This window comes from Campylobacter sp. CFSAN093259 (assembly GCF_012889985.1).
Classification (GTDB): Bacteria; Campylobacterota; Campylobacteria; order Campylobacterales; family Campylobacteraceae; genus Campylobacter_D; species Campylobacter_D jejuni.
Genome location: NZ_CP040617.1, coordinates 1,280,894 through 1,302,776, shown reverse-complemented (window position 1 = coordinate 1,302,776; position 21,883 = coordinate 1,280,894). Strand labels below are relative to the sequence as shown.

At 29.9% G+C, this 21,883-nt stretch carries 22 protein-coding genes and 1 pseudogene; 4 read left to right on the top strand and 19 right to left on the bottom strand.

Annotated features, from left to right (window positions below):
* Positions 1 to 5: 5 nt before the first annotated feature.
* The 16 genes and pseudogenes from FBF20_RS06810 to pseI all read right to left on the bottom strand — a co-directional run bounded on the left by FBF20_RS06810 (position 6) and on the right by pseI (position 15,906).
* Entirely contained in the window at positions 6 to 1,865 is a 1,860-nt protein-coding gene (locus FBF20_RS06810; RefSeq protein WP_015016480.1) for a motility associated factor glycosyltransferase family protein, read from the bottom strand.
* Complete coding sequence (locus FBF20_RS06805; protein WP_015016479.1) at positions 1,862 to 3,802, bottom strand: motility associated factor glycosyltransferase family protein; 1,941 nt, start codon at positions 3,800 to 3,802, stop codon at positions 1,862 to 1,864. The genes FBF20_RS06810 and FBF20_RS06805 overlap by 4 nt, the downstream gene beginning before the upstream one ends.
* Positions 3,802 to 4,572 (bottom strand): flagellin modification protein PtmA, encoded by a 771-nt coding sequence (gene ptmA, locus FBF20_RS06800; protein WP_002890604.1) that lies wholly within the window; start codon positions 4,570 to 4,572, stop codon positions 3,802 to 3,804. Before ptmA ends, FBF20_RS06805 begins: the two co-directional genes overlap by 1 nt.
* Positions 4,572 to 5,279, bottom strand: a complete 708-nt coding sequence (legF, locus tag FBF20_RS06795; RefSeq protein ID WP_002890602.1) for a CMP-N,N'-diacetyllegionaminic acid synthase — start codon at positions 5,277 to 5,279, stop codon at positions 4,572 to 4,574. The genes ptmA and legF overlap by 1 nt, the downstream gene beginning before the upstream one ends.
* A complete protein-coding gene (gene ptmF, locus FBF20_RS06790) occupies positions 5,272 to 6,177 on the bottom strand; it encodes an L-glutamine-D-fructose-6-phosphate isomerase subunit (protein ID WP_002890600.1) in 906 nt (301 codons plus the stop codon). Before ptmF ends, legF begins: the two co-directional genes overlap by 8 nt.
* On the bottom strand, positions 6,174 to 7,199 hold the full coding sequence (locus FBF20_RS06785) for a nucleotidyltransferase family protein (protein ID WP_002890598.1): 1,026 nt from the start codon (positions 7,197 to 7,199) through the stop codon (positions 6,174 to 6,176). The genes ptmF and FBF20_RS06785 overlap by 4 nt, the downstream gene beginning before the upstream one ends.
* A gap of 8 nt (positions 7,200 to 7,207) precedes the next feature.
* The gene (legG, locus tag FBF20_RS06780) at positions 7,208 to 8,362 is read right to left on the bottom strand and encodes a GDP-N,N'-diacetylbacillosamine 2-epimerase (hydrolyzing) (protein ID WP_002811473.1); all 1,155 of its coding nucleotides are present in this window, start codon (positions 8,360 to 8,362) and stop codon (positions 7,208 to 7,210) included.
* Positions 8,355 to 9,359, bottom strand: coding sequence for a N,N'-diacetyllegionaminate synthase (gene legI / locus FBF20_RS06775; RefSeq protein WP_002890597.1), 1,005 nt, complete (start codon positions 9,357 to 9,359; stop codon positions 8,355 to 8,357). The genes legG and legI overlap by 8 nt, the downstream gene beginning before the upstream one ends.
* Positions 9,360 to 9,398: 39 nt before the next feature.
* A pseudogene (locus FBF20_RS08995) lies at positions 9,399 to 10,083 on the bottom strand (methyltransferase domain-containing protein).
* 17 nt (positions 10,084 to 10,100) lie between these two features.
* Positions 10,101 to 11,222: an N-acetyl sugar amidotransferase gene (locus FBF20_RS06760; protein WP_002891140.1), complete on the bottom strand. Its 1,122-nt coding sequence runs from the start codon at positions 11,220 to 11,222 to the stop codon at positions 10,101 to 10,103.
* 116 nt (positions 11,223 to 11,338) lie between these two features.
* Positions 11,339 to 11,725, bottom strand: coding sequence for a hypothetical protein (locus tag FBF20_RS08825; protein WP_002782233.1), 387 nt, complete (start codon positions 11,723 to 11,725; stop codon positions 11,339 to 11,341).
* Positions 11,713 to 12,033, bottom strand: coding sequence for a 3-hydroxyacyl-CoA dehydrogenase NAD-binding domain-containing protein (locus tag FBF20_RS08820; RefSeq protein WP_002891138.1), 321 nt, complete (start codon positions 12,031 to 12,033; stop codon positions 11,713 to 11,715). Before FBF20_RS08820 ends, FBF20_RS08825 begins: the two co-directional genes overlap by 13 nt.
* 72 nt (positions 12,034 to 12,105) lie before the next feature.
* A complete protein-coding gene (locus tag FBF20_RS06750) occupies positions 12,106 to 12,648 on the bottom strand; it encodes a transferase (RefSeq protein ID WP_002815677.1) in 543 nt (180 codons plus the stop codon).
* A 111-nt stretch (positions 12,649 to 12,759) separates the two neighbouring features.
* A complete protein-coding gene (gene legC, locus FBF20_RS06745) occupies positions 12,760 to 13,914 on the bottom strand; it encodes an aminotransferase LegC (protein WP_002858192.1) in 1,155 nt (384 codons plus the stop codon).
* Complete coding sequence (legB, locus tag FBF20_RS06740; protein ID WP_002857901.1) at positions 13,907 to 14,878, bottom strand: 4,6-dehydratase LegB; 972 nt, start codon at positions 14,876 to 14,878, stop codon at positions 13,907 to 13,909. The genes legC and legB overlap by 8 nt, the downstream gene beginning before the upstream one ends.
* Positions 14,875 to 15,906, bottom strand: a complete 1,032-nt coding sequence (gene pseI, locus FBF20_RS06735) for a pseudaminic acid synthase (protein WP_002857933.1) — start codon at positions 15,904 to 15,906, stop codon at positions 14,875 to 14,877. Before pseI ends, legB begins: the two co-directional genes overlap by 4 nt.
* A gap of 257 nt (positions 15,907 to 16,163) precedes the next feature.
* Between pseI and pseA the strand changes: the two genes are divergently transcribed.
* From pseA to wbuZ, 3 genes are read left to right on the top strand one after another with little or no spacing between them, the layout of a single operon-like run.
* Entirely contained in the window at positions 16,164 to 17,300 is a 1,137-nt protein-coding gene (pseA, locus tag FBF20_RS06730; protein ID WP_002784894.1) for a pseudaminic acid biosynthesis protein PseA, read from the top strand.
* Positions 17,297 to 17,902: an imidazole glycerol phosphate synthase subunit HisH gene (gene hisH / locus FBF20_RS06725; protein WP_002858423.1), complete on the top strand. Its 606-nt coding sequence runs from the start codon at positions 17,297 to 17,299 to the stop codon at positions 17,900 to 17,902. The genes pseA and hisH overlap by 4 nt, the downstream gene beginning before the upstream one ends.
* Complete coding sequence (gene wbuZ, locus FBF20_RS06720; RefSeq protein WP_002786691.1) at positions 17,903 to 18,649, top strand: glycosyl amidation-associated protein WbuZ; 747 nt, start codon at positions 17,903 to 17,905, stop codon at positions 18,647 to 18,649. It begins immediately after the preceding gene.
* On the opposite strand, the gene pseH is transcribed toward wbuZ, so the two are convergent.
* From pseH to pseF, 3 genes are read right to left on the bottom strand one after another with little or no spacing between them, the layout of a single operon-like run.
* Positions 18,614 to 19,087, bottom strand: a complete 474-nt coding sequence (gene pseH, locus FBF20_RS06715; protein ID WP_002781802.1) for a UDP-4-amino-4,6-dideoxy-N-acetyl-beta-L-altrosamine N-acetyltransferase — start codon at positions 19,085 to 19,087, stop codon at positions 18,614 to 18,616. The two genes, wbuZ and pseH, sit on opposite strands and share 36 nt — an antisense overlap.
* A complete protein-coding gene (gene pseG, locus FBF20_RS06710; protein WP_002830499.1) occupies positions 19,084 to 19,908 on the bottom strand; it encodes a UDP-2,4-diacetamido-2,4,6-trideoxy-beta-L-altropyranose hydrolase in 825 nt (274 codons plus the stop codon). Before pseG ends, pseH begins: the two co-directional genes overlap by 4 nt.
* Complete coding sequence (gene pseF / locus FBF20_RS06705) at positions 19,892 to 20,590, bottom strand: pseudaminic acid cytidylyltransferase (RefSeq protein ID WP_002777693.1); 699 nt, start codon at positions 20,588 to 20,590, stop codon at positions 19,892 to 19,894. Before pseF ends, pseG begins: the two co-directional genes overlap by 17 nt.
* Positions 20,591 to 20,668: 78 nt before the next feature.
* On the opposite strand from pseF, the gene FBF20_RS06700 reads away from it, so the two are divergent.
* Positions 20,669 to 21,883 (top strand): DUF2920 family protein, encoded by a 1,215-nt coding sequence (locus FBF20_RS06700; RefSeq protein WP_015016477.1) that lies wholly within the window; start codon positions 20,669 to 20,671, stop codon positions 21,881 to 21,883.

The window sequence follows — 21,883 nt, the reverse complement described above, 5'->3', positions numbered from 1 at the left end:
CCTAATTATTTTTTGATTATATCGTCAAAATTCCAATTTTCTAAACTTTTTTCTATGGTTTTGTTTTGAGTATCAAGATATCCTAAACCTTGGATAAACCAATTGTGTTGTATTTTCAAAAAGTCTATTAAATTTTCTTTTTGCTTATTTGTGTTTAAAACTTCAAATTTTAAAATTTCGCATTCGTTATGAAAATAAATAGCTTGACAAAGTTCATTAAAAAGCTTGAGTTTTTTAAATTCTTTAAAAAGATTTAAAAGATCATTTTTGATTTTTTCAAGAGTTTGAAAATTCTTGTCATTTTTTTCTAAAGTGTATCTAAGCTTTTGAAGCTGAGTTTGAGTTTTTTTTATAAATTCTTTAGATTCTAAAATGCTTTTTTGGAGATATTTTTTTATTTTTTCTAATTTTTCTTTGGCTAGTTTTTTATCTAGAAATTTTGGAAAATCAAAAGGTTTATTTAAATCTTTATCAAGTAAATTCTCACAAGCCCATAGAAAAGGTTTTTCTATGGTTCCTTCTATCCTTGCTCCACCTTCGGTGCAGTTGTAGGTGGTGATATTGAGTTTTTCTTTTGCCCAAAATATATCTTTTTCAAAAGCTTGACGAAATAAATTCCAAGTAAGTTGTGTTCTTACTTTGCCTTTTCCCCCATAAGCTAGTGTATATTTTTCTCCTCTGATTTCTTCACCTTGACTTCCATGTATATGCTCTTTAGGATGTGAACTTCCATCCTCGCCATAAGCTAAATCCTGTCCTATAAAAATGATATTTTCAAATCTTAAAGCTCCTGTTAGTTCATAGATCATATTTGAAACACTGTGTCCTACTCCAAGATATCCATATTCATCAAGTTTTAAACTAGCCGCAAAATTTAAAGGGCGATGTACAAGCATATAAGTTCTTTGATCTTTTTCTAAAAAATCTAATACTTCTTTGTGAACCACAGAAGCAAGTATGAAAAGTATGCCTTTGTTAAAATCGCCAAAATCATTATCAAAACATTTAGAAACTATATCATCACGTTCTAGCATGCAAACATAATCAGGCTTTATACCGTATTTTCCAAGGATAACATAAGCACTATCTGCACAAAAAATCGTAGCTTTATTAGCATACTTTTTTAATAAAGGAAGTTGTTTTATAAGACTTGGTCCTGTAGAAACAATGATAGCATTTTCAACCTTAGCTCTTCTTTCTTTGAGAAATTCTTGAAAAATTCCATGATTTAACATTTTAGGGAGATTATCTAGGGTATGTTTGATTCCAACTAAAGAATCATGTGGATCATTACCTTTGTTTAAAACGATAAATCGTATTATTTCTATCAGTTGAGTATTTATATTTTGTATTTGAGTGCTATAAAATTGTTGATAAAAATCATTATGAATAAAAAGATTAAAAATTTTTACACTTTTTTGAATGATTTCATAAGTAAAAAGTGTGGTGAGTTGTGCTGTATTAATATTTGGAGTATAAAAAAGTATTAGTTGTTCTTTTTTTAATTCTTCGCTAAAATCAAATAAATGAAAAGCTAAAGTTAAAATTTCAAGATTGTCTTCAAAAATGATAATGTGTTTATGTTGTTTGTTTTTACATAAAGTTTTATAAAACATTCCATTTCCAAAGCCATAAAAAAACAAAACAGGATATTTGTTATATTCGGTTTTAAACAGAGTAAGGTTTTCTAAAAGCTCTTTATTGGGATTTTCATAAAGAAAAATATCATCTTTTTTAAAATTTATTCCATTTTCATCTTGGATAAGTGCAAAAGTTAAGTATTTAAGTGATCTTAGTGTACAAGCTAAAAACTCATCGACCTCAAACAAAGCTTGAGTATTTTTTAAAAAAAGCTCTTCTCTCACCTTCTCACCCTTTCCATCCATTTATCTAATTTTCTTTCTTTAAGTTTTTCTTCTAAAGGAAGTATATTTTTAATCAAAGCATTTTCTTGTGCTTTAATATGTCCATAAACTAATTCCATAAATTCTAAATGTTCTTTTATCCAAAGAATACTTTTATTAAAAGCATCTTCTTTGGTTTTAGGATTTAAGACATAAATTCTAGCAAGATTAAGTTCAAATTGAGTTAGTAGGGGACCTAAAATTTGTATCAAATCTTTTTGAGTATTGCAAAGTTCATCTATTTGAGTTTTGGTTTTATCTATATCTTGAATAATTTCTTGAATAAAAATTTCATTTTTTTGAGAATTTTGTAAACTCATAAAAGAATTTTTTATTTTATCATAGCTTTTAATAAATTTATTACTAAAATCTCTACAATGTTCAATACTTTTACAAACTTTATAATAAGCCTTAAGTAAAAACTCATTTTGTTTATTTAAACTTAAAGGTTCTAATTTTTCAAAAGGTTTATTTAAATCTTTATGAAGTAAATTCTCACAAGCCCATAGAAAAGGTTTTTCTATGGTTCCTTCTATCCTTGCTCCACCTTCGGTGCAGTTGTAAATTTTAGTATCTAAATACTTTTGTATTTTTTGCACATCTTGCTCTAAATTTCGTTTAAACATAAGCCAGACATGGTGAGTTTTGATTTTTTCTTTTCCGCCATAAGCAAGAGTATAAAGATGCGGATACCTTCTGCTTTCATAGCTAGCTGAATTTTGATAATCATCAGGATGAGAATTGCCATTTTCAGCATAAGCTAAATCCTGTCCTATAAAAATGATGTTTTTATGATTTAAATGTAAGGAAAGATAACAAGCCATATGTGCAACACTAAATCCCATGTTAAAATATCCAAAATAATCTAATTTTAAATATTGTATAAAACTTGCATAGGTTGAAACTATAGTAAAATTATCGGTTTTTTTGGTTAGGTAATTTATGGCATTAGGATGTACTATGGATTTGATAATAAAACAAATTCCATTATCAAATTCCCCAAAATCATGATTAAAAAATTCTGCTGTAATAGCTTTTCTTTCCAACATACAAACATAATCAGGTTTTATACCATGCTTAGCTAAAATAGGATAAGAAGAATCCGCACAAAAAATTGTAGCTTTATTAGCATATTTTTTTAACAAAGGAAGTTGTTTAGTAAGAGATGGTCCTGTAGAAACAATGATAGCTGTATCACTTATACCCTTTCTTTTAGAAAGTAATTCTTTATAACTAGGATGAGTGATCATTTGAGGTAAGTTATAAACAAATTGCTCTATACCTTGAAGAGCATCAAGAGGATCATTACCATTTCTTAAAATGATATTTTTAAAATTTTCTGCTAATTTTTTATTCAATCCTAAAATATCTTCATGAAATCTTTCATAATAATGACTCATCAGTTCTAAAAAATAAATTCTAGAAAATTGAAAGAAAGGTTTGCTAGAGCAAAAATTAGAAAAAAATTCTATATCCAAAGAACTTGTTTGCAAAATCATCAATCTTGAATTTTGTAATTCATTTGAAAAATCTAAAACATGAAACATGACCCAAATGATTTCTATATCTTTTTCAAAAACAATAATATGTTGATGATTTTTATTTTGCAATAAAGCTTTAAATAAAATTCCATTTCCAAAACCATAAAAATATAATACAGGATAAAGTAGATATTTATCATTATAAGTATTTAGCATAGAGTTTAATTCATCAATAACATTTTCATAAAGAAAAGTATTATCACTTGTATCTTTTAAATTGATATCTAGATTATCTTTACCTAAAACAAGTTCAAATTTACTTGATTTAATTTCTTTTAAACTTTCTTTTAAAAGAATATTGCTTAAAGCTTCAATGTTTTTGTTAAAGAGTTCTTTTTGAGTAGGGGTGAAGGTCATCATAAGCCCCATCCATCATCTACTACTAAGGTTTGCCCTGTGATAAATCTACTCTCATCACTAAGCAAAAATACCAAGGTTCCGCACACATCATCAGCATCTAACATACCCTTGCTTGCACAACATTTTCTATAAGCTTTTAAAAAAAGTTCATTTTGATTATCCAAAATTCCTCCACTTGCTAGGGTATTAACGCGTATGTTTTGATTAAAAAGCTCTTTAGCTAGCCAAGAGCTCATGTGATTAATCCCTGCTTTTATCACACTGTATTCTAAAGAGCTTTGCATGGAAGTGCCTTCATAGTTTTCAAATTTTGGCGCATAAACTCCCATGATGGAGCTAAGATTGATGATATTACCATGGCCTTGTTGTTTAAAAAATTTCACAAATTCTTGAGCAGCCAACATAAAGCCTGCTAAATGTAAATTTAAACTTTCACAAATTTGTTCGTATTTGAGTTCATAATAAGGCGTTTTACCCCAATCTTTGCCAAAAGGATAGCTTGAGTTAACAAAAGCATCGATTTTGCCGTATCTTTCTTGACTTTTTTGAAGGGCAATTTGTAAACTTTCTTGTTTGGTGATGTCAAGTTCTAAGCTTAAAAGTTTTGTTTTAAAATTTGTTTCTAAATTTTCTTGCAATTTATTTAAGCGTTCTTTGTTGATATCTGCAAGTATGACCGTGCCTTTATTAAGAAGTATTTTTTTGCAAAGCACTTTGCCTATGCGTCCACAAGCTCCTGCTACAAAGATGATTTTATTTTCAAGCATTAAAAATCCTTTGGCGATAAATTTTTTAAAGAGATTAAAAACTCTACGATTTTAAAATCAAGTTCACTATCTACATCAAAAGCTGTGCTTTCATCCATTACAAAAAGCCCTGTGTTTTTGCCAAAAACACTATCATTTTCTAAAAGATAATCCCTTTTAAAGATATAAATACTAGCGTTCATATCATAGCATTTTGGGGCACTTTGGCGAGTGGTAAAATTTCCTTCTTTGGATTTTACTACCTTGTTATTTTGTATTTCTACGAGGTTAAAATAAGGATTACGTCTAGCAGGAACTGCGGTGATGAGATTGGAATTATCATTTTCAACAAAACTTTCATAAGCTTTTTTTATATCAAGGCTTGAGCGAAGCGGGGCTGAAGCATCTAAGTCTATGAGAGTTTCAAAACGCGTTTTAAAATGCTCTTCACTTCTTAGCAAGGCATCACGCATGACAGGAAGTTTTGCAGCCCGATCATTGGCAAGATGAGCTTCTCTTTTGAAAAAAACTTCAGCATCGTATTTTTGGGCTACACTTGCGATTTCATCACTATCAGTACTTATGACTATGTGTTTAAAAAGCTTTGAATTTTGAGCTTGTATGATGCTATAAGCTATCATTTCAAGTTCGTTAATCTTTTTAATATTTTTGTTTTTAACGCCTTTGCTTCTACCTCTAGCACAAATGGTACATAAAATTTCAGCCATTTTTTTTCCTTACTTCATCACAAAGTTCAAGTACTTTTAAAGCTTGCTTAAGATCGCAAAGTTCTTTGTCTTTTTCAAAGACTGCTTGATGTAAATTTTGAAGGGTTTTTATCGTATCATTTTCAAAATTTAAGATTTTTTGACTTTGATTTTTGTGATAAATTTCGATTTTATTGTTTATTAAATCGGCTTTAAAGCTTTTTTCTAAAGTATGGATGGTCATTTCTCTTTTGTTGAATTTAGAAAAATAGTCTAATTCTATATGAATTTTAGCTTTTTGTGAATTTTTTAAAGCCAAAAAGGCAAAATCATCGCTTGTTATGTCAAGCTCTGAAATTTTAGCATTTTGGGAGTATATAAGCTCTAAGTTTCCAAAAAGAAAAAAGGCTAGATCGATTTCATGAGAGAGATCGAGTAAAACCCCACCACCTAGCTCTTTTTTAGCGCTGTAATTTTGCCTGTAGTCTAAAGCCCTCCAATGGGGCAAATAAGAATTACAAACCAAACTAGCAAAATAAATTTTTTCACCTTTTAAAAGCCTTTTTAAAGCTACAATCACAGGATGAAAACGCAGTAAATATGCTACATAAATGTGATTTTTTGAGCTTGTGAAATTTTGGCTTTTTTCAAATAAAGGTTTTTCTACGAGTATGATTTTATCTTTTACAAGCTCATTTAAAGCTTTTAAGGTGTTAAAATGCTCTGTGGTGATATTTGCGATGATAAAAAGATCAAATTCATTTAAATGACATTCTTTTAAGGAACGATAGATTTGAGTTTTTTCAAACTCTTCTTTTTTAGCACTTAAAGAAAGCAAACTTACTTCATACTTTAAATTTTTTAAGGCTAAAAAATGCTTTTTTCCTATGCTTCCAAAGCCTATGATTAAGACTTTCATTTAAAATCCTCATTGGCTTTTAAAAACTCATCTGGCCTTCCAATGTCAATCCAATAATCATTGATGATATAGGTATTTACCTTACCTTTTTGTAGAGCGAGTTTGATGAGTTCTGGCATATCTAGGTATTCATTTTTAGCAATTAAATTTAAAATTTCATTTTCAAGTACATAAATCCCCGCACTTACTAGGAATTTTTGGGTAGGTTTTTCTTCTATATTTTCTATAAAACCTTGTTTTTGAGTGATCACTCCATAAGGAATTTGTTGCTCAAACTCACGCACGCAAACGCTCATTAAAGCTTTTGATTTTTTATGCGCTTTTAAAAGATCATTAAAATTAAGCTCGGTTAAAATGTCTGCATTCATAACGATAAAACTTTCTTTAAATTCTTGTTTTATAAGGCTTAAAGCCCCTGCTGTACCTAGTTTTTTACGCTCTTTAATATAAGAAATTTTAACCCCAAATTTTTGCCCTTTTTGAAAATAATCTTCTATGATTTGTTTTTTATAATTCACACAAAAGATAAAATTTTCAAAATTTTGATTTTTAAGTCTTTGGATTATGCTTTCTAAAATGGGTTTTTTGCCTACTTTTAACATAGGTTTTGGAGTATCTTTAGTCAGCTCTTTTAAGCGAGATCCTAAGCCTCCAGCCATGATGACAATGGAGTTTGGATTGGTTTTTAAAAGCGATGAGACAGATTTTATGGAAAGAATTTGCCCTTTTTCATCTAAAACAGGAAAATCATAAATATCGGTTTTAGCAGAAATTTTTAAAAGCTGTTCTTTGCTTGTGTTTTCTTTTATGGTGATGGGATTTTTAGTGTAAATATCCTTGATACTATCTTTTAAAGTTTTGCCACTAATTAAAGCTTTTCTGATGTTTGAATCACTAATGACTCCTAAAAATTTATCCTTTTTATCAACTATAATGCCTAGTCTAACGCGTTCTTGCCCGACTATTTTTAAAGCTTCTTCTATGCTTGAATCAGGGGTGAGTTTGAGTTTGTTTATATCCACGCTAAGCCTTATAAATCGATGAAATTTTTATGTAAAATTGTATCTAAATTTGCATTTTTTAGGCAAGTTTTTATGAATTTATTGGGATTTTTATCATTATCATAAGGGTTTTTAAAATTTTTTAAATTTTGTTTAAATTCTTTGCTTTCTAATTTTTCAAAAGCTTGATCAAGATCGTTGATTTCGCAATCAATGATATTTTGAGTTCTTAAACGCCCTTTTTGTCTATCGCCTATATTAATGCAAGGAGTTTTAAAAAAAGGACTTTCACTAATACCGCTTGAAGAATTGCCTATCATGGCTTTGGCTATTTTCATAAGACTTAGGTATTTTTGTGAGCCAAGATTATCAAAAAGTTTAGCCTTGTGTGAGTTTTTTTGGCAGTAATTTTGCAAAATTTCATTGATTAAAAGTCCATTTTCATCGGCATTTGCTTTGGTAAAAATCAAACTTGCGTTTTTAAGGGTGTCAAGTTTTTTAAGTAAGGTTTTAATCTCTTTTTGAGTATTTTTTACATTTAAGGTTAAAGGATGATAAGTGATTAAGTAAAGTTCTTTATCTAGTTTCATTTCTAAGGCTTTTTCTAAATCTTTTTTGTTTAAAAAATTCATATTTTTTATGATAGTAGAAGCTAAAGAACCTATATTAAAAACCCTTTTTTCTTCTTCTCCAAGTTGCAAAAGCCTTTTTTTATAAATTTCATGACTTACAAAATGTAAATGTGACATTTTTGAAATGCTGTGTCTTATACTATCATCAATAGCCCCTAAAGTAAGCTCCCCGCCACATAAATGCACTAAAGGTATGTGCATCAAAAGACATACACTTGCTACGCTAAGCATTTCATAACGATCGCCTAAAATTACCACCATATCAGGTTTTAAGTCTTCAAAAGCATCGCTAAAAGCACTAAAAGCTAAACTCATGCTTTTGCAAAGGCTTATTTTATCATCATTTGCAAGTAGGATAGGAATTTTCTTAGTGATTTTAAATTCTTTTTCTATTTCTTTATAAGTGAGTCCAAACTCAGGGCTTAAATGTGCTCCTGTAGCGATGATTTGAAGGCTTAGATCTTTATCGTTTTGAATTTCATGACATAAATTTCTTAAAAGATACCATTCAGCCCTTGTTGCACTGACTATACAAATTTTTCTTTTACTCACGGATAAGCTCATCTTCTTTGTAGTTTTTAGTAGCAATTTTACCTAAAAACTCTTCATATCTCATAGCACTTATACCATTTGCGGGGCGTTTGGTAGTAAGATTTTCTTCGCTAAAAATTTCTCCTTTTTGGATGTCTTTTTTAGCCACTAAACTTTTTCTTACTATGTTGATATTTTTTTGTTCGCTTTTGCTTGCTTTTTTTATGCCATCACCCATAGCCTTTTGTATTTGTCTAATTTGAGTGCAAAGCGTTTTTAGTTCATGAGGTTCTAGACTTGCTTTATGATCAGGTCCTGACATATTTTTATCTAGGGTAAAATGCTTTTCTATCACACAAGCTCCTAAGGCAACCGCAGCTAGGGAAATGTGTATGCCTTGAGTGTGATCAGAATAACCCACATCAAGTTTAAAAGCATCTTTTAAGCTTTGCATGGCTTTAAGATTGACTTCATCAAAAGGGGCAGGGTATTCTGTAGTGCAGTGTAAAAGAGTGATATTTTGGCGTTTAGCGCCATTTTTGCAAAGCACATTTAAAGCTTCTTCTATCTCGCCTAAATTTGCCATGCCTGTTGAAAGTATGATTTTTTTATTAAGCTTTGCAATTTTTTTAAGATAGGGTAGATTGGTGATTTCTCCGCTTGGAATTTTAAAGATTTTTAAGCCTAACTCATTTAAAAGATCTACACTTTCAAGATCAAAAGGAGTAGAAAGAAAGGCAATATTGCATTTTTTTGCGTGTAAGATAAGCTCTTTATGAGCTTTAATATCGAGTTCGAGTTTTTGTACCATTTGAAGCTGACTCTCATCACTAGCTGTGGTTTTAAGCTGATAGGGTGCTTTTTTAGCCTTTGTGCTGATACAGTTTTTGGCTTTAAAACTTTGAAATTTAACAAAATCAGCGCCTGAATCTGCTGCGATTTCTATTAACTTTTTAGCTAAATTTAAATCACCATTGTGATTAACTCCTGCTTCTGCGATGATAAGAGTTTTTTTCATAGTTTTGCCTTTATTTTGCCTTAAAATAAAGGCAAAATTTTATTTTTTAATACCTATATAAATATAATGGTGTGCTGATCCTTCAAAATTATAAAAATTAATAGGATCATAATCTCCTAAAAATAAAGTTTCAAAAGGTTGAAAAAGATTTTCTAGATCTTGGGCTTTATCAATAAAATGTATAAAGCTTGTTTCATTTAATCTTCCATTAATTTCAACTTTACTCAAGCCATTTTTTTCTTCTTTTTGACTGTGGGAAAAATAATAATTTTTCTTGCTCATCATTGTAGCAAAAAGTATTCCACCCGTGTTTAAAAGTTCGTAAAATTCTAAAATATTTTGTTTGAGTTCTTTTAAGGGTATATAGTAAAGACTTTGATTTGCAAAGATGATATCCATATTTTCATCAAAAAGTCCTTTGATACTAGAATTTGGTTCTATAATTTTACAATATCCCCCCCCCCTTTTTTTTTTTAATATTTTGCTCCCAAATTTCTTTTAAACTTGGAACTATATCTATTCCGAAGGTTTTAAACCCTTTGCTTTGAAAATACGCTGAATGTACACCATTGCCACAACCAAAATCAAGTAAATTTCCATTTATTTTATTTAGTTTGTATTTTAAAATTCTTTCATAAAAACGTACTACATGACCATCTGGAAAAAGTAATCCGTATCCATTTTCATTATATTTCATTGTATAAGTTTCTAATGAGTTTTGCATTTCTTTCCTTTATATTTTTATTGTAATTTATTTTTTAATTTAAATTCTCCAAAATCATTTTTATAAAATAAATCCATATTGTAATGTTTTTCTACTATTTTCCAAAATGTAGTTTTACTAATACCTATGAAATTGCAAAAATCTTCAACGCATCTATTGTCAAGCTTACGATCTCTTTTTTGCACAAGTTCAATAGCTTCTTTTCTGCTTAAAAGTCCATAACGCACGAAACGAGCTGCGTAATCACTCGCACAAGCATGACCAAATTTAGGGTATTTCATCCAAGCGTGTAGGATATAGCCTATACTATCAACTTGATCAAAATTTTCTGCACACATTGTTCTATCCCATTCGCCTTCTAGATCAGTAAAACCACGACTTTTAGCAAAAATATAATTGCTATAAGAATTCCATTTTACAAAATAACTTAGATAAATAGGATTAAGTTTGTTGATATCATTTGCATTGGGATTAAAAAAGAGTTGTAGATTTTCTTCTTTGATTTCATTATCTATAAATTCATTTATATCTAAATCACTAGCTGTACCATTTAAAAATATTTCTTTGGCGCTAGGAGTTTCTTTGTCATCACTACCTCCATATTCATAACTAACATTTTCTCCATAAACCAATAAAGGTGTATTAAATTTTAAAGCCATAGCAAAAGGATAGCTGTAAATCAGTCTATCAATAAACCAAGTGGGTTTTCCATATTTTTCAAAGGTTTTTAGCATAACTTTTTTTTGAGTTTTGATATCAGGCTTTAAGCTAATAATATGACAACCAAAAGTTTCACTTAAGTTTCTAAGATTTTTCTTACCTGCTTCAGTCATGGTGAAATTATCTTCAACGCTAAAAAGAATAGGATTCATTCCAAGTTTTTCTTTCATGATATGCACTTGAAAATGCGAATCTTTACCTCCACTTACGGCAATAGCGCAATCATATTCAAATTTTCCATTCATTCTGCGGTATTTATCGCATAAGGCTTCAAGCTCTTTAAATCTTGCTTTATAATCAATATTTTCTTTATTTTTATGATTGATGCAAGCTGAACAGATATTTTTACCTTCTTTATCTTTTGTAAAATTAATACCAGGTCTAGTATTTGGCATCACGCAGTGATCACAATAAATCATTCCCCACCCCTTCAATTTAATAAAAATATTAGATTGTATAAAATATTAAATTAATATTTGCTTATTTTATAAAATATCACTTATGTTTGTTTTATTTTTCTACCTAAAATTCCTTTTTATAAGGCCTTTTTAAAGATTTTTGGATGGTAAAAATTTTCATCATCTTCTTTTAAATTCTTACAAATTTTATTACAAAGTTCTATGCCTATAGTGTCGATAATATTTAACAAATTTCTTTTTTCATAAAGCAAATCATAAACTGTTTGACATTCTTTGAAATTATAATCGTATTTTTCTATAATTTTAAAAAATGATGAAATTTCATTGAACAAAAGTAAATTTGCTAAAGCTCCTCGATTGCCTTTACTGCAAATGATATGAAATCCTAATTTTTTAAGATCTTTCAATGGGGTAAATCGTTCTAAATTAGAACCACAAAGTTCTATTAATTTGATATAAATAGTATTGAAAAAATGTATAAAATCGCAGTTTAAATCATCCATACTCTCGAAAAAACTATATTATTATCTCTAAGAATTTGCATGATTTCTTTTTTTAAATTTAAATCTTCATTTAAGCTTTCTATAGTCAAGCTATTTTTAAGATCTTCTATATGTTGGCAAATGTTTATTTTTCCGGCGTTAAAATTAGAAAAATCTATTTTTCTTTGTAGAAGTTTTATTTGTTTTTCAAATTCGTATATATTGAGCTTGCTTTTATTATAAACACCTATTTCATAGCCTAATAAATAAAATAAAGCACTTATTTGCTTACCCATTAAACCAAAGTCTATGATATTAATTTCTTTCATTGTTTTTTCCTTGTTTTAATTATATTTTTATGAAAAATAAGTTGATTGGATGTGTAGTTTTTGCTAATAATACTACCTGCTTACTATGCAGTTATCTTCTAAGTTTACGCAAGGCAACAGGCTAACTCTAGTAGCTAAAAAACAATTTTTTCCTATGCTTGAATTTCCATTAAGTGTAGCATAAGGGCTTAAAATACTTCCTTCTCCTACTTTACAATCATGAGCTATGCTTGAATAAATATTACAAAGCACAAAATCTCCTATATTTGAATTAGCATTAATGGTTACAAAAGGACACACTATAACCCCTTGTCCTATTTTAGCTTCTTTTGAAACAAAAGATTGAGGATGTATAAAAGTGATAAAATTACATGATTTTTTTGAAAGTTTTACAAGGATTTTTTTTCTTAAATTGATTTGTCCTACACCTAAAGCAAAAGATGCTTTTTGAATCAACTTTTTATCGAAATTATCTTCATTGCCTAGATATTTTAAGTCAAAAAAATTATTTTCTTGTATATCAATATAGCCTATAATTTCGTAATTTGCATCTTTTAAATAAGAATAAAGCTCTCTAGTAAAGCCACCCGCTCCTATGATGATGACATTTTTCACGCACTTCTCCTAAAAGAAGAAGTAAAAAAATCAAATCCCCCCCCCCGCCGCTATTCTCATATTTTTTCTTATTAAATTTTTTTAATGCTTTGAATTAAATTTTGCAACGCATCATTCCTTTTTATTTGCTATTCTAACGCTACTAGGTAAATTAATCAAGCGTTTTTCTAATTTTTTAGTGTTTATAAGCTCATTGCTTTGACAGTTTTGAAAAGCTTTTAAACTCGGTAAGCTTTTCCATACAGGACGGACGAAAATATTATTTTTCAAGCATTCTTCTAAAAAGATATTTCTTAAATTTTCATCTTTAAAAAGCAAGGTATTGAGCCAAAAATTGCTTTTTTCATTGCTTTTTTCATCGATAAATTTACATTTATCGTGATTTTTAAAAAAATCCTTGTAAATTTTAGCAAGTTCTCTTTTGTTTTCTAAAAAAAGTTCTAAATTTTCAAGTCCTGCAAGCAAGATTGCTGCGTTTATATTGCAAAGACGGTAATTATAAGCTATCCTATCATGATCGTATTCGTAAGGATGGGGGATTTTAGCTGTGGTGCTAAGGTGTCTTGCAAGTTTGGCTAAATTTTCATCATCGCTTAATATCGCCCCACCGCATCCACCTGTGATGATTTTATTACCATTAAAGCTTAAAATTCCACACTTTCCAAAAGTGCCTAAGGCCTTGTTTTCATAGGTGCTTCCTAAGGCTTCTGCAGCATCTTCAATTAAAAGGATGTGGTATTTTTCACAAAGCTCTTTGATGGCTTTTATATGAGCGCTTAAACCAAAGGTGTGCATAATAACACAAGCTTTGATGGGTTTGTGTGTGGTTTTGTTATAGCTAAGATTATCTTTTTGATAAGTTTGATTTTCTAAAAAATGCTCTAAAGCCTTAGGACTTAAACTTAGAGTGTTTTCATCTATATCTAAAAAAACGGGTTTTGCACCTGTATAAGCGATAGCATTGGCCGTAGCGACAAAGCTTATGCTTTGAGTGATGACTTCGCAGTTTTCATCGATACCATTAGCTAATAAAGCGATATGAAGGGCTGCTGTACCTGTATTTGTAGCGATGACAAAGCGTGCTTTGGTTTTTTCTTTTAAAGCTTCTTCAAAACGCGTTACAAATTCTCCTACGCTTGAAACAAAACCGCTATCGATACATTCTAAGAGATATTTTTTCTCATTGCCTATAAAGCAAGGCTCATGTAGGGCGATATTTTCTTTATTAAAAAGACTTTTTATAAAAGAAATTTCTTTTTCAAACATTATAAAGCTCACTTTTATAATTTTCTAAATTTTCTTTAAAATACTCTATGCTTTGTCTTAAACCTTCTTCTAGACTTATTTTGCTTTGCCAATTTGTAGCTTTTTTAAGCTTGTTTGCATCGCAACAAAGTCTAAAAACTTCGCTATTTTTAGGACGCAATCTTTGCTCATCTTGGATGATTTTTACCTTAGAATCTAAAATTTTTTGTATGAGATTAAGTACTTCTTGCATGGAGTATTCCACTCCTGAGCCTATATTATAAACTTCTCCAAAATGTTTTAAATTTAAAAGAGAGATAAAACCCTCGCAAGTATCTAGCACAAAATTTAAATCCCTTTTAGGGCTTAAATCTCCTAGTTTGATTTCCTTTGCTCCGCTTAAAATTTGTGTGATGATGGTAGGTATGATAGCCCTTGCGCTTTGTCTTGGTCCATAGGTGTTAAAAGGGCGTGCAATATTGACATTTAAATTAAAAGAATTATAATAACTCAGCGCCATCATATCTGCAGCGATTTTGCTTGCAGAATAAGGGCTTTGAGGTTGTAAAGGGTGTTTTTCATCGATGGGCACATAAAAGGCCGTGCCATAAACTTCGCTTGTTGAGGTGTGGATAAAATGCGAAATTTCGTTTTTTTTAGCTGCTTCGAGCATATTTAAAGTGCCATTGACATTGGTATCCACATAGCTTTGTGGGGCTGTGTAGGAGTAGGGGATGGCGATTAAGGCGCCAAGATGAAAGATCGCATCTATATTTTTGGTGATTTTTTCGCAAAAAAAACTATCTCTTAAATCCCCACTTACAACTTCCATGTCTTTTAAAAAAGGACTTTTTTCTAAATGTCCCCAAAAATTAAAAGAATTATACTGACTTAAAGCTCTGACTTTAAAACCTTTTTTGACCAAACTTTCACAAAGATGAGAGCCTATAAAACCATCAGCACCTGTAACTAAAATATTTTTCATGTAAAATCTCCTTGTTTTAAAGCATCACCAAATTCTATATCTTTAGTAGCTTTTTTTCCTAAAAGTTCTTGATAAAATTTAGGATGTAGTCCAAAAGAAGGACGCACGGATTTTACATTTTCTTCGCTGAACATTTCACCTTTTTTGATATCCTTACTTGCATATAAGCTTCTTGCAAAAACACGGTTTTTAAGCGCCTTTTCATCTAGATCTAACTTACCATCGCCTAAAGCACTTTCAGCTTGTCTTACTGCATCTATCATAGCTTTAAATTCATCAAAATCAAGACTAAATTTACTGTCTTCACTTTCTATGCTTTTATCTAACATAAAATGCTTTTCTATCACTCTAGCTCCAAGTGCTACTGCCATAACAGGGGCTAAAAAACCAAAGCTATGATCACTTAGTCCCACTTCAACATTAAATTTTTCTTTTAAACTTGCTATGCCTTTTAAATTCATATCTTCTATGGCAGTAGGATAAGCCGAAGTGCATTTTAAAAAGATTAAATCAGGATTTTTTTCTTCTTTAAAAATTTCACAGATTTTAAAAAGTTCTTCTTCTGTAGCAATGCCCGTTGAAACGATAGTAGGTTTTTTTTCTTTGGCGATTAAACGCACGAAATTTTCATCATTAGCTTCAAAAGAAGCGATTTTATAGGCTATAGGATCAAAGCGTTTTAGAAATTCTAAATCTTCTTTGGCAAAAGGACTTGAAAAACAAAGTATGCCTTCATTTTGTGCGGTTTCAAAGATTTGAGAATGCCATTCATAAGGAGTTTTTGCGCTTTCGTAAAGCTTATAAAGTTTTCTTTTATCCCAAAGCCCACCCTTAATAATAAAATCTTCTTTGTTGCTATTTAGAGTCATGCTATCTGGAGTGTAAGTTTGAATTTTTATCGCATCAGCACCTGCTTTTTTGGCAGCTTTTATACTTTGAAGTGCCATCTCAAGACTTCCTGCGTGATTTGCACTAAGTTCTGCTATGATAAAAACCTTTTTATCGGTGTTAAAATTTCCTATTTGCATACTTTTCTTTCTTTGGTAAATTTCCTGACTAAAATGATATATAATTATATTATATATTTCTTCAATTTATATATTTATATTATATAAATATTACAACTTTGTTATGATTTTGCTTGGTTTCATTCAAAAAATGCCATATGGATTTAAATTATAGAATTCATTCATTTTTTAATTTTTATATAATATAAATATATAAAATCATAAAATAAAATTTAATTATAACGATATATATATTTAAGACTAATTAAAGGAAATTTATGAAATTTTGTAAAAAATGTGTGATGCCAGATACTAAGCCTGATTTACATTTTGATGAAGAAGGTGTTTGTGATGCTTGTCGTTCTCAAGAAGCTAAAAATCAAAATATTAATTGGCAAGAAAGAGAAAAAGAATTTTTTGAGCTTATAAAAAAATACAAAAAACATCCTGTTTATGATTGTGTTATCGGAGTAAGTGGCGGAAAAGATTCTACTTTTCAAGTGGTTAAAATGCTCGAACTTGGACTTAATCCTTTGTGTGTGTGTTTTGAGCCTAGCGTACCTACGAAAATAGGGCGCAAAAATTTAGACAATTTAAATCATCTTGGCGTGGATTTGATCCATATCAAGCGTGATCCAAAAGTTTATCAAAAACTTGCCCGTGAAGCTTTTATAAGAACAGGGGATAATGAGTGGCAAAACCATTTGGGAATTTTTACTTCTGTTCCACGCATAGCGGTAAATTTTGGAGTGCCTTTGATCATCTGGGGAGAAAGTCCGCAGATAGAGTATGGCGGTCCTGCGAGTAGTAAAAATAAAAATATTTTAGGCAGAGAGTGGCTTGAAGAATTTGGCGGGCTTTTAGGAAATCGTGCTTCTGATATGCTTGGGGTAAATGGTATCACTGAAAAAGATTTGTTTTTATATACTTATCCAAGTGATGAAGAACTTCAAAGAGTAGGGGTTACGGGGCTATTTTTAGGGTATTATTTTAAATGGGATTATAAAAAAATTCTTGAAATTTCTAAAAAATATGGTTTTTTAACTCTAGATCATCCTGTTGAGACTACTTATGAAAATTTTGAAAATTTAGATTGTTATTCTAATCATGTGCATGATTATTTAAAATACTGCAAATACGGCTTTGGTAGAGCAACAGATAATGCTTGTTTGGATATTCGTTTAGGTTATATCAGCCGTGAAGAAGGGGTGCGTTTGGTACAAAAATACGATGGCAAGCCCCCTAAAAAGGCTATTAAAAAATACCTTGAATTCAGTGGTTTTAGCGAGGAAGAATTTCAAAAAATAGTAGATTCTTTTACCAATAAAAAAATTTTTAAACGTGATGAAAATGGTAAATTTATAAGAGATTATGATGGTTCTTTGGTAAGAAAAGACGAGTGTGTTTTAAAATGATAGCGCTCATTGATTACAAGGCGGGAAATTTAAACTCTGTTGCTAAGGCTTTTGAAAAAATAGGAGCTATAAATTTCATAGCTAAAAATCCAAAAGATTTGCAAAAAGCAGATAAATTGCTTTTACCTGGAGTGGGATTTTTTAAAGAAGCGATGAAAAATTTAAAAGAACTTGGTTTTATAGAAGCTTTAAAAGAGCAAGTTTTAGTACAAAAAAAACCTATTTTAGGCATTTGTTTAGGAATGCAGCTTTTTTTAGAAAGGGGCTATGAAGGTGGAGTTTGCGAAGGACTTGGTTTTATAGAAGGTGAAGTAGTCAAATTTGAAGAGGATTTAAATTTAAAAATCCCACATATGGGTTGGAATGAGCTTGAAATTTTAAAACAAGTTCCTTTGTATCAAGGCATAGATAATAAGAGTGATTTTTATTTTGTGCATTCTTTTTATGTGAAATGCAAAGATGAGTTTGTAAGTGCTAAAGCACAATACGGACATAAATTTGTTGCATCTTTACAAAAAGATCATATTTTTGCTACACAATTTCACCCCGAAAAAAGTCAAAATTTAGGTTTAAAACTTTTAGAAAATTTTGCAAGGCTTTAAATGTTAAAAACTAGAATTATCCCTTGTGTTTTGTTAAAAAACGGACAACTTGTTAAAAGTATAGAATTTAAAGATTTTCGCACTATAGGGCATTTAACTTCAACAATGAGAATTTATAATGCACGCAATGTTGATGAGCTTATTATCTTAGATATAGATGCTTCAAAAAGTGGAGAAATAGATTTTGAAAGTATAGAAGATCTTGCTAAAGAATGTTTTATGCCTTTAACTATAGGTGGCGGGATAAAAACCCTTGAAGATATACAAAAGATTTTAAATTTAGGTGCGGATAAAATTTCTATCAATTCTAAGGCCTTAGAAGATATGGATTTTATAAGTAAAGCGGCTAATCGTTTTGGTTCTCAATGTATAGTTTGTTCTATAGATGTTAAAAGAAAAGGAGGGCAATTTTGTGTTTATGACAGGGGAAATTTACTTGAAAAAAGTCCTTTAGAACTTGCTTTAGAATATGAAAAAAAAGGAGCTGGAGAGCTTCTTTTAACTTCTGTGGATTTTGAAGGAAGGGCAAAGGGTTATGATTTAGAACTTTTAAAGATCTTTCAAAATAAACTTAAAATTCCTCTTATTATCAATGGAGGACTTAGCAATCCAAGTGATGGAGTTGAGGCTTTAAATTTAGGTGCTGATGCTTTAGCGGGTGCTTATATTTTTCATTTTTCTAAGTATACCCCTAAAGATGTAAAAGAAGAATTAGCTAGGCAAGGCTTTGCAGTCAGATTGCTTTAGGCAAATATGGTAAAAATCTTTATCTTCATCATAAATAGTAAAATGATTTTGTTGATATAATTTTAAAGCTTTGCGATTGTCTTTGAAAACATAAGCTTTAAGAGTATTTACTTTTAAGTTTTCAAAAGCGTATTTTATAATTTCATTCATTAAAATTTGTCCTACGCCCTTTAAATTAGGTTTTGCGTAAAGTCCAAATTCGCAAGATTTAGTTGTGATATTGACAAAATCAATTACGCCGATAATCTGTTCATCTTGAAAAACTAAAAAATATTTTTTGCTAGAATCTTGATGTAATTTTTTTAAAAATCTTAAATGTTCTTCAAAATCAATATATTTTGTTTTCATAAATTGATTGATATCGGGGTGATTGCGCCATTTAAAAATCAGCTCTATTTCTTGAGAATTAAGTTCTGTGAAATTTTTAAGTTTTATCAATACTTATACTCCACTTCATACCCTTTTTTAGCAAGCCAAGTTGCTGTAGATTCTTGATTTTTAACATAACAAATAGCTTTGAAATTTGCCTTTAAAAGCAAGGCTTCATTGACTAAAGAACTTGCACTAATGATGAGTTTATTGCTTTCATTCATCAATTTTGCAATATTTTCATGATCGATAAATAATCTAATATTGTTATGTAATTTTGCAAATTTTTGCAATTTTTTAAGATTAGGATTAGAAGAGCTGGTTGCAATGCTGATGATTTTTGTTTTAGGTAATTCGCTAGCAATTTGTAAAGAAAGGTTTTTTATATCAGTTCCACCCATGCAAATGAAAAAATCATATTTCTTTTCTCTATTTTCTTTGGCCTCTTGATAAAATTCTTCCCTGATTAAAGCATAAGAAAAACCACATCTTACTTCGCATTTAAAAGGAACTAAACCTTCATAATCACTTGCTTTTGCATAGGCATTGACATTGAGTAAAATATCACAATGATGAGGCTTTATTTCATCATCAAAGCTTAGAATTTTCACCCCTGTTTCAAGCTTGATCAGTTTTTCATCATCTACGCTGATGCCATAGTGATCAATGATAAGAAGTTCAAATTTTTCTTCTTTGATGAGATTGATAAGCTCGTAGATACTTTCGCTACTAAGCTCATAAACAGGATAAGGAATTTCATCGATCAAGGAGCCTTCTAAAGGCAAGCAAGCAAAACTTACATCGCTATATTGTTTAGCTAAGACTAGATCGCGTTTAATGTGTCCAAAGCCTATTTGACTGGAGCTATCGCTTCTAAAAAGCACTTTCATGATTTACCTTATAAAGTATTTTTGCAAATTCCAAATCTTGTATGGTGTCTATATCGCAAACTAAATTTCTTGGCAATACAAACACGCTAGAATGAGGTTTAAATATAAAATCTTCCTCAAGCCAAGCTTTGCTTGTACCAAAATAAAAAGCTCCTGCATCATGATAAGCTTTTGTTAGATCTTGTGAACGACTTTTATAATGTTTTTCATCAAACATATAAACTTGATTGTTTTCATTTAGATAAAATGCCCTTTGTATAGGATACTCAAACTCAGTAGCAGCAAATAAAAACTTGCTTTGATTTTGTATAAATTTTTCATAGGCTTGTTTTAAAATGTCTTTATTTAACAAAGGAGCAGTAGCATAAAGGCAGCAGACATGATCATAAATTTGATTTTGGCTTTGTAAAATTTCTATGGCATTTTGCACTACAGCAGTGCTTGAAGCATAATCATCGCTTAAATTTTTATCACGCACAAAAGGAGCTTTTGCACCGTATTTTAAGGCTACTTCTATGATTTCTTCATCATCGCTTGAAAGCACCACTTCATCAAAAATACCTGAATTTAAAGCATTTTCTATGCTATAAGAGATTAAAGGTTTACCTAGAAAATCAATGATATTTTTTCTAGGAATTCTTTTTGATCCACCACGAGCAGGGATTATGCAAAGATTTTTCATAGTTAAGCCTTGTTTTTGTGTTTTATTTTACTAAAATTTAAGTATAATTGTCTTTAAAATACAATAAAAGGCTTAAAATTGCTCATAAACCAAACCTTTGAAATTGATTCTTGTGATGATGTAGAATTAAATATAAAAAGAACTAGCAAACTTGAATACCGCATTAGCTATGATGATGAAAAAGATATCAAAGCCATAGTTTTTGTCATAGGAGGTTATGGAGCTAATGCAAATATTTCTTTTTTAGATTTTGATAGGGAATATATTGCTAAAAATTTTGATGTTGTAGTGGTACATGTTTTTTATCATTGTTTTTGTGCAAGAATATCAAATAATAAAAAGTATAGTGCTTCTATTAGCTTCATGGAGGAGGATTTGTTAAGTCTATCTAAGATTTTGTTAGATTTTGGCATTAATCCACAGAATCTTGATTGTAAAAATTCTACCAAGTATTATGAATTGCTTATTCAGCATATTATTACTTTAAAATCACAAGGAAAATTAGCGCAAAATTATCAAGCGAAATTTACTTCAACTTTTATCCCACCTAATGGAGATTATCAAAACTATGGCATTATGGCAGCTATTGATCATATCAATGCTTTAAAAGATTTAGTTAAACGCTTTCCAAAATTTGCAGATTTACCAAAAATTTATGGGGGGGGGTCTTATGGAGGATACTTAGCCTTGCTCATAGCAAAGATAGCTCCTTGGTATGTGGATGGCGTGATTGATAATTCAGGAACTGTTTTGCCATTATTGGAATGTATAATAGGAAAAGATTTAAGTAGACCCGAATTTTTTTTTAGTGATTTAAATAAATTGGTAGGCATGTTTATTAAAACGTACTGGACTAGAGAAGATGAAAGATTATCTTATTTTTTTACTAATGAAAATTATATGATTCGTTCTTTGTTAAATTCTTCCCATTTAACTATACAAGCTAGTGTCAATAAAAATATTATTTTAGTATCTTATCATAGTTTAAAAGATCCATTTAATACAGCAAAAGATAAACAAACTCTTTTTTTAGCGTATAAAGAGCTAGGATATGACGCCACTTTACATTTAATAAAAGACGAAAGTGAGATTGATGGAAGATTTATAAAAGATTTAAATCATGGTATGAGGATTACTGATAAAGCCTTATTTAGAAAAGAACTTCCTTTAATGCTTGAAAAACTACAAGGAAGAAAATCTTTCATGCAAGAAAATTCCATCTCTTATCCTTGTGGAAATAAAGTGTTTACTTTTAAAGATGTAGAAAATCAGTTAAAATTGATCATTAATTAA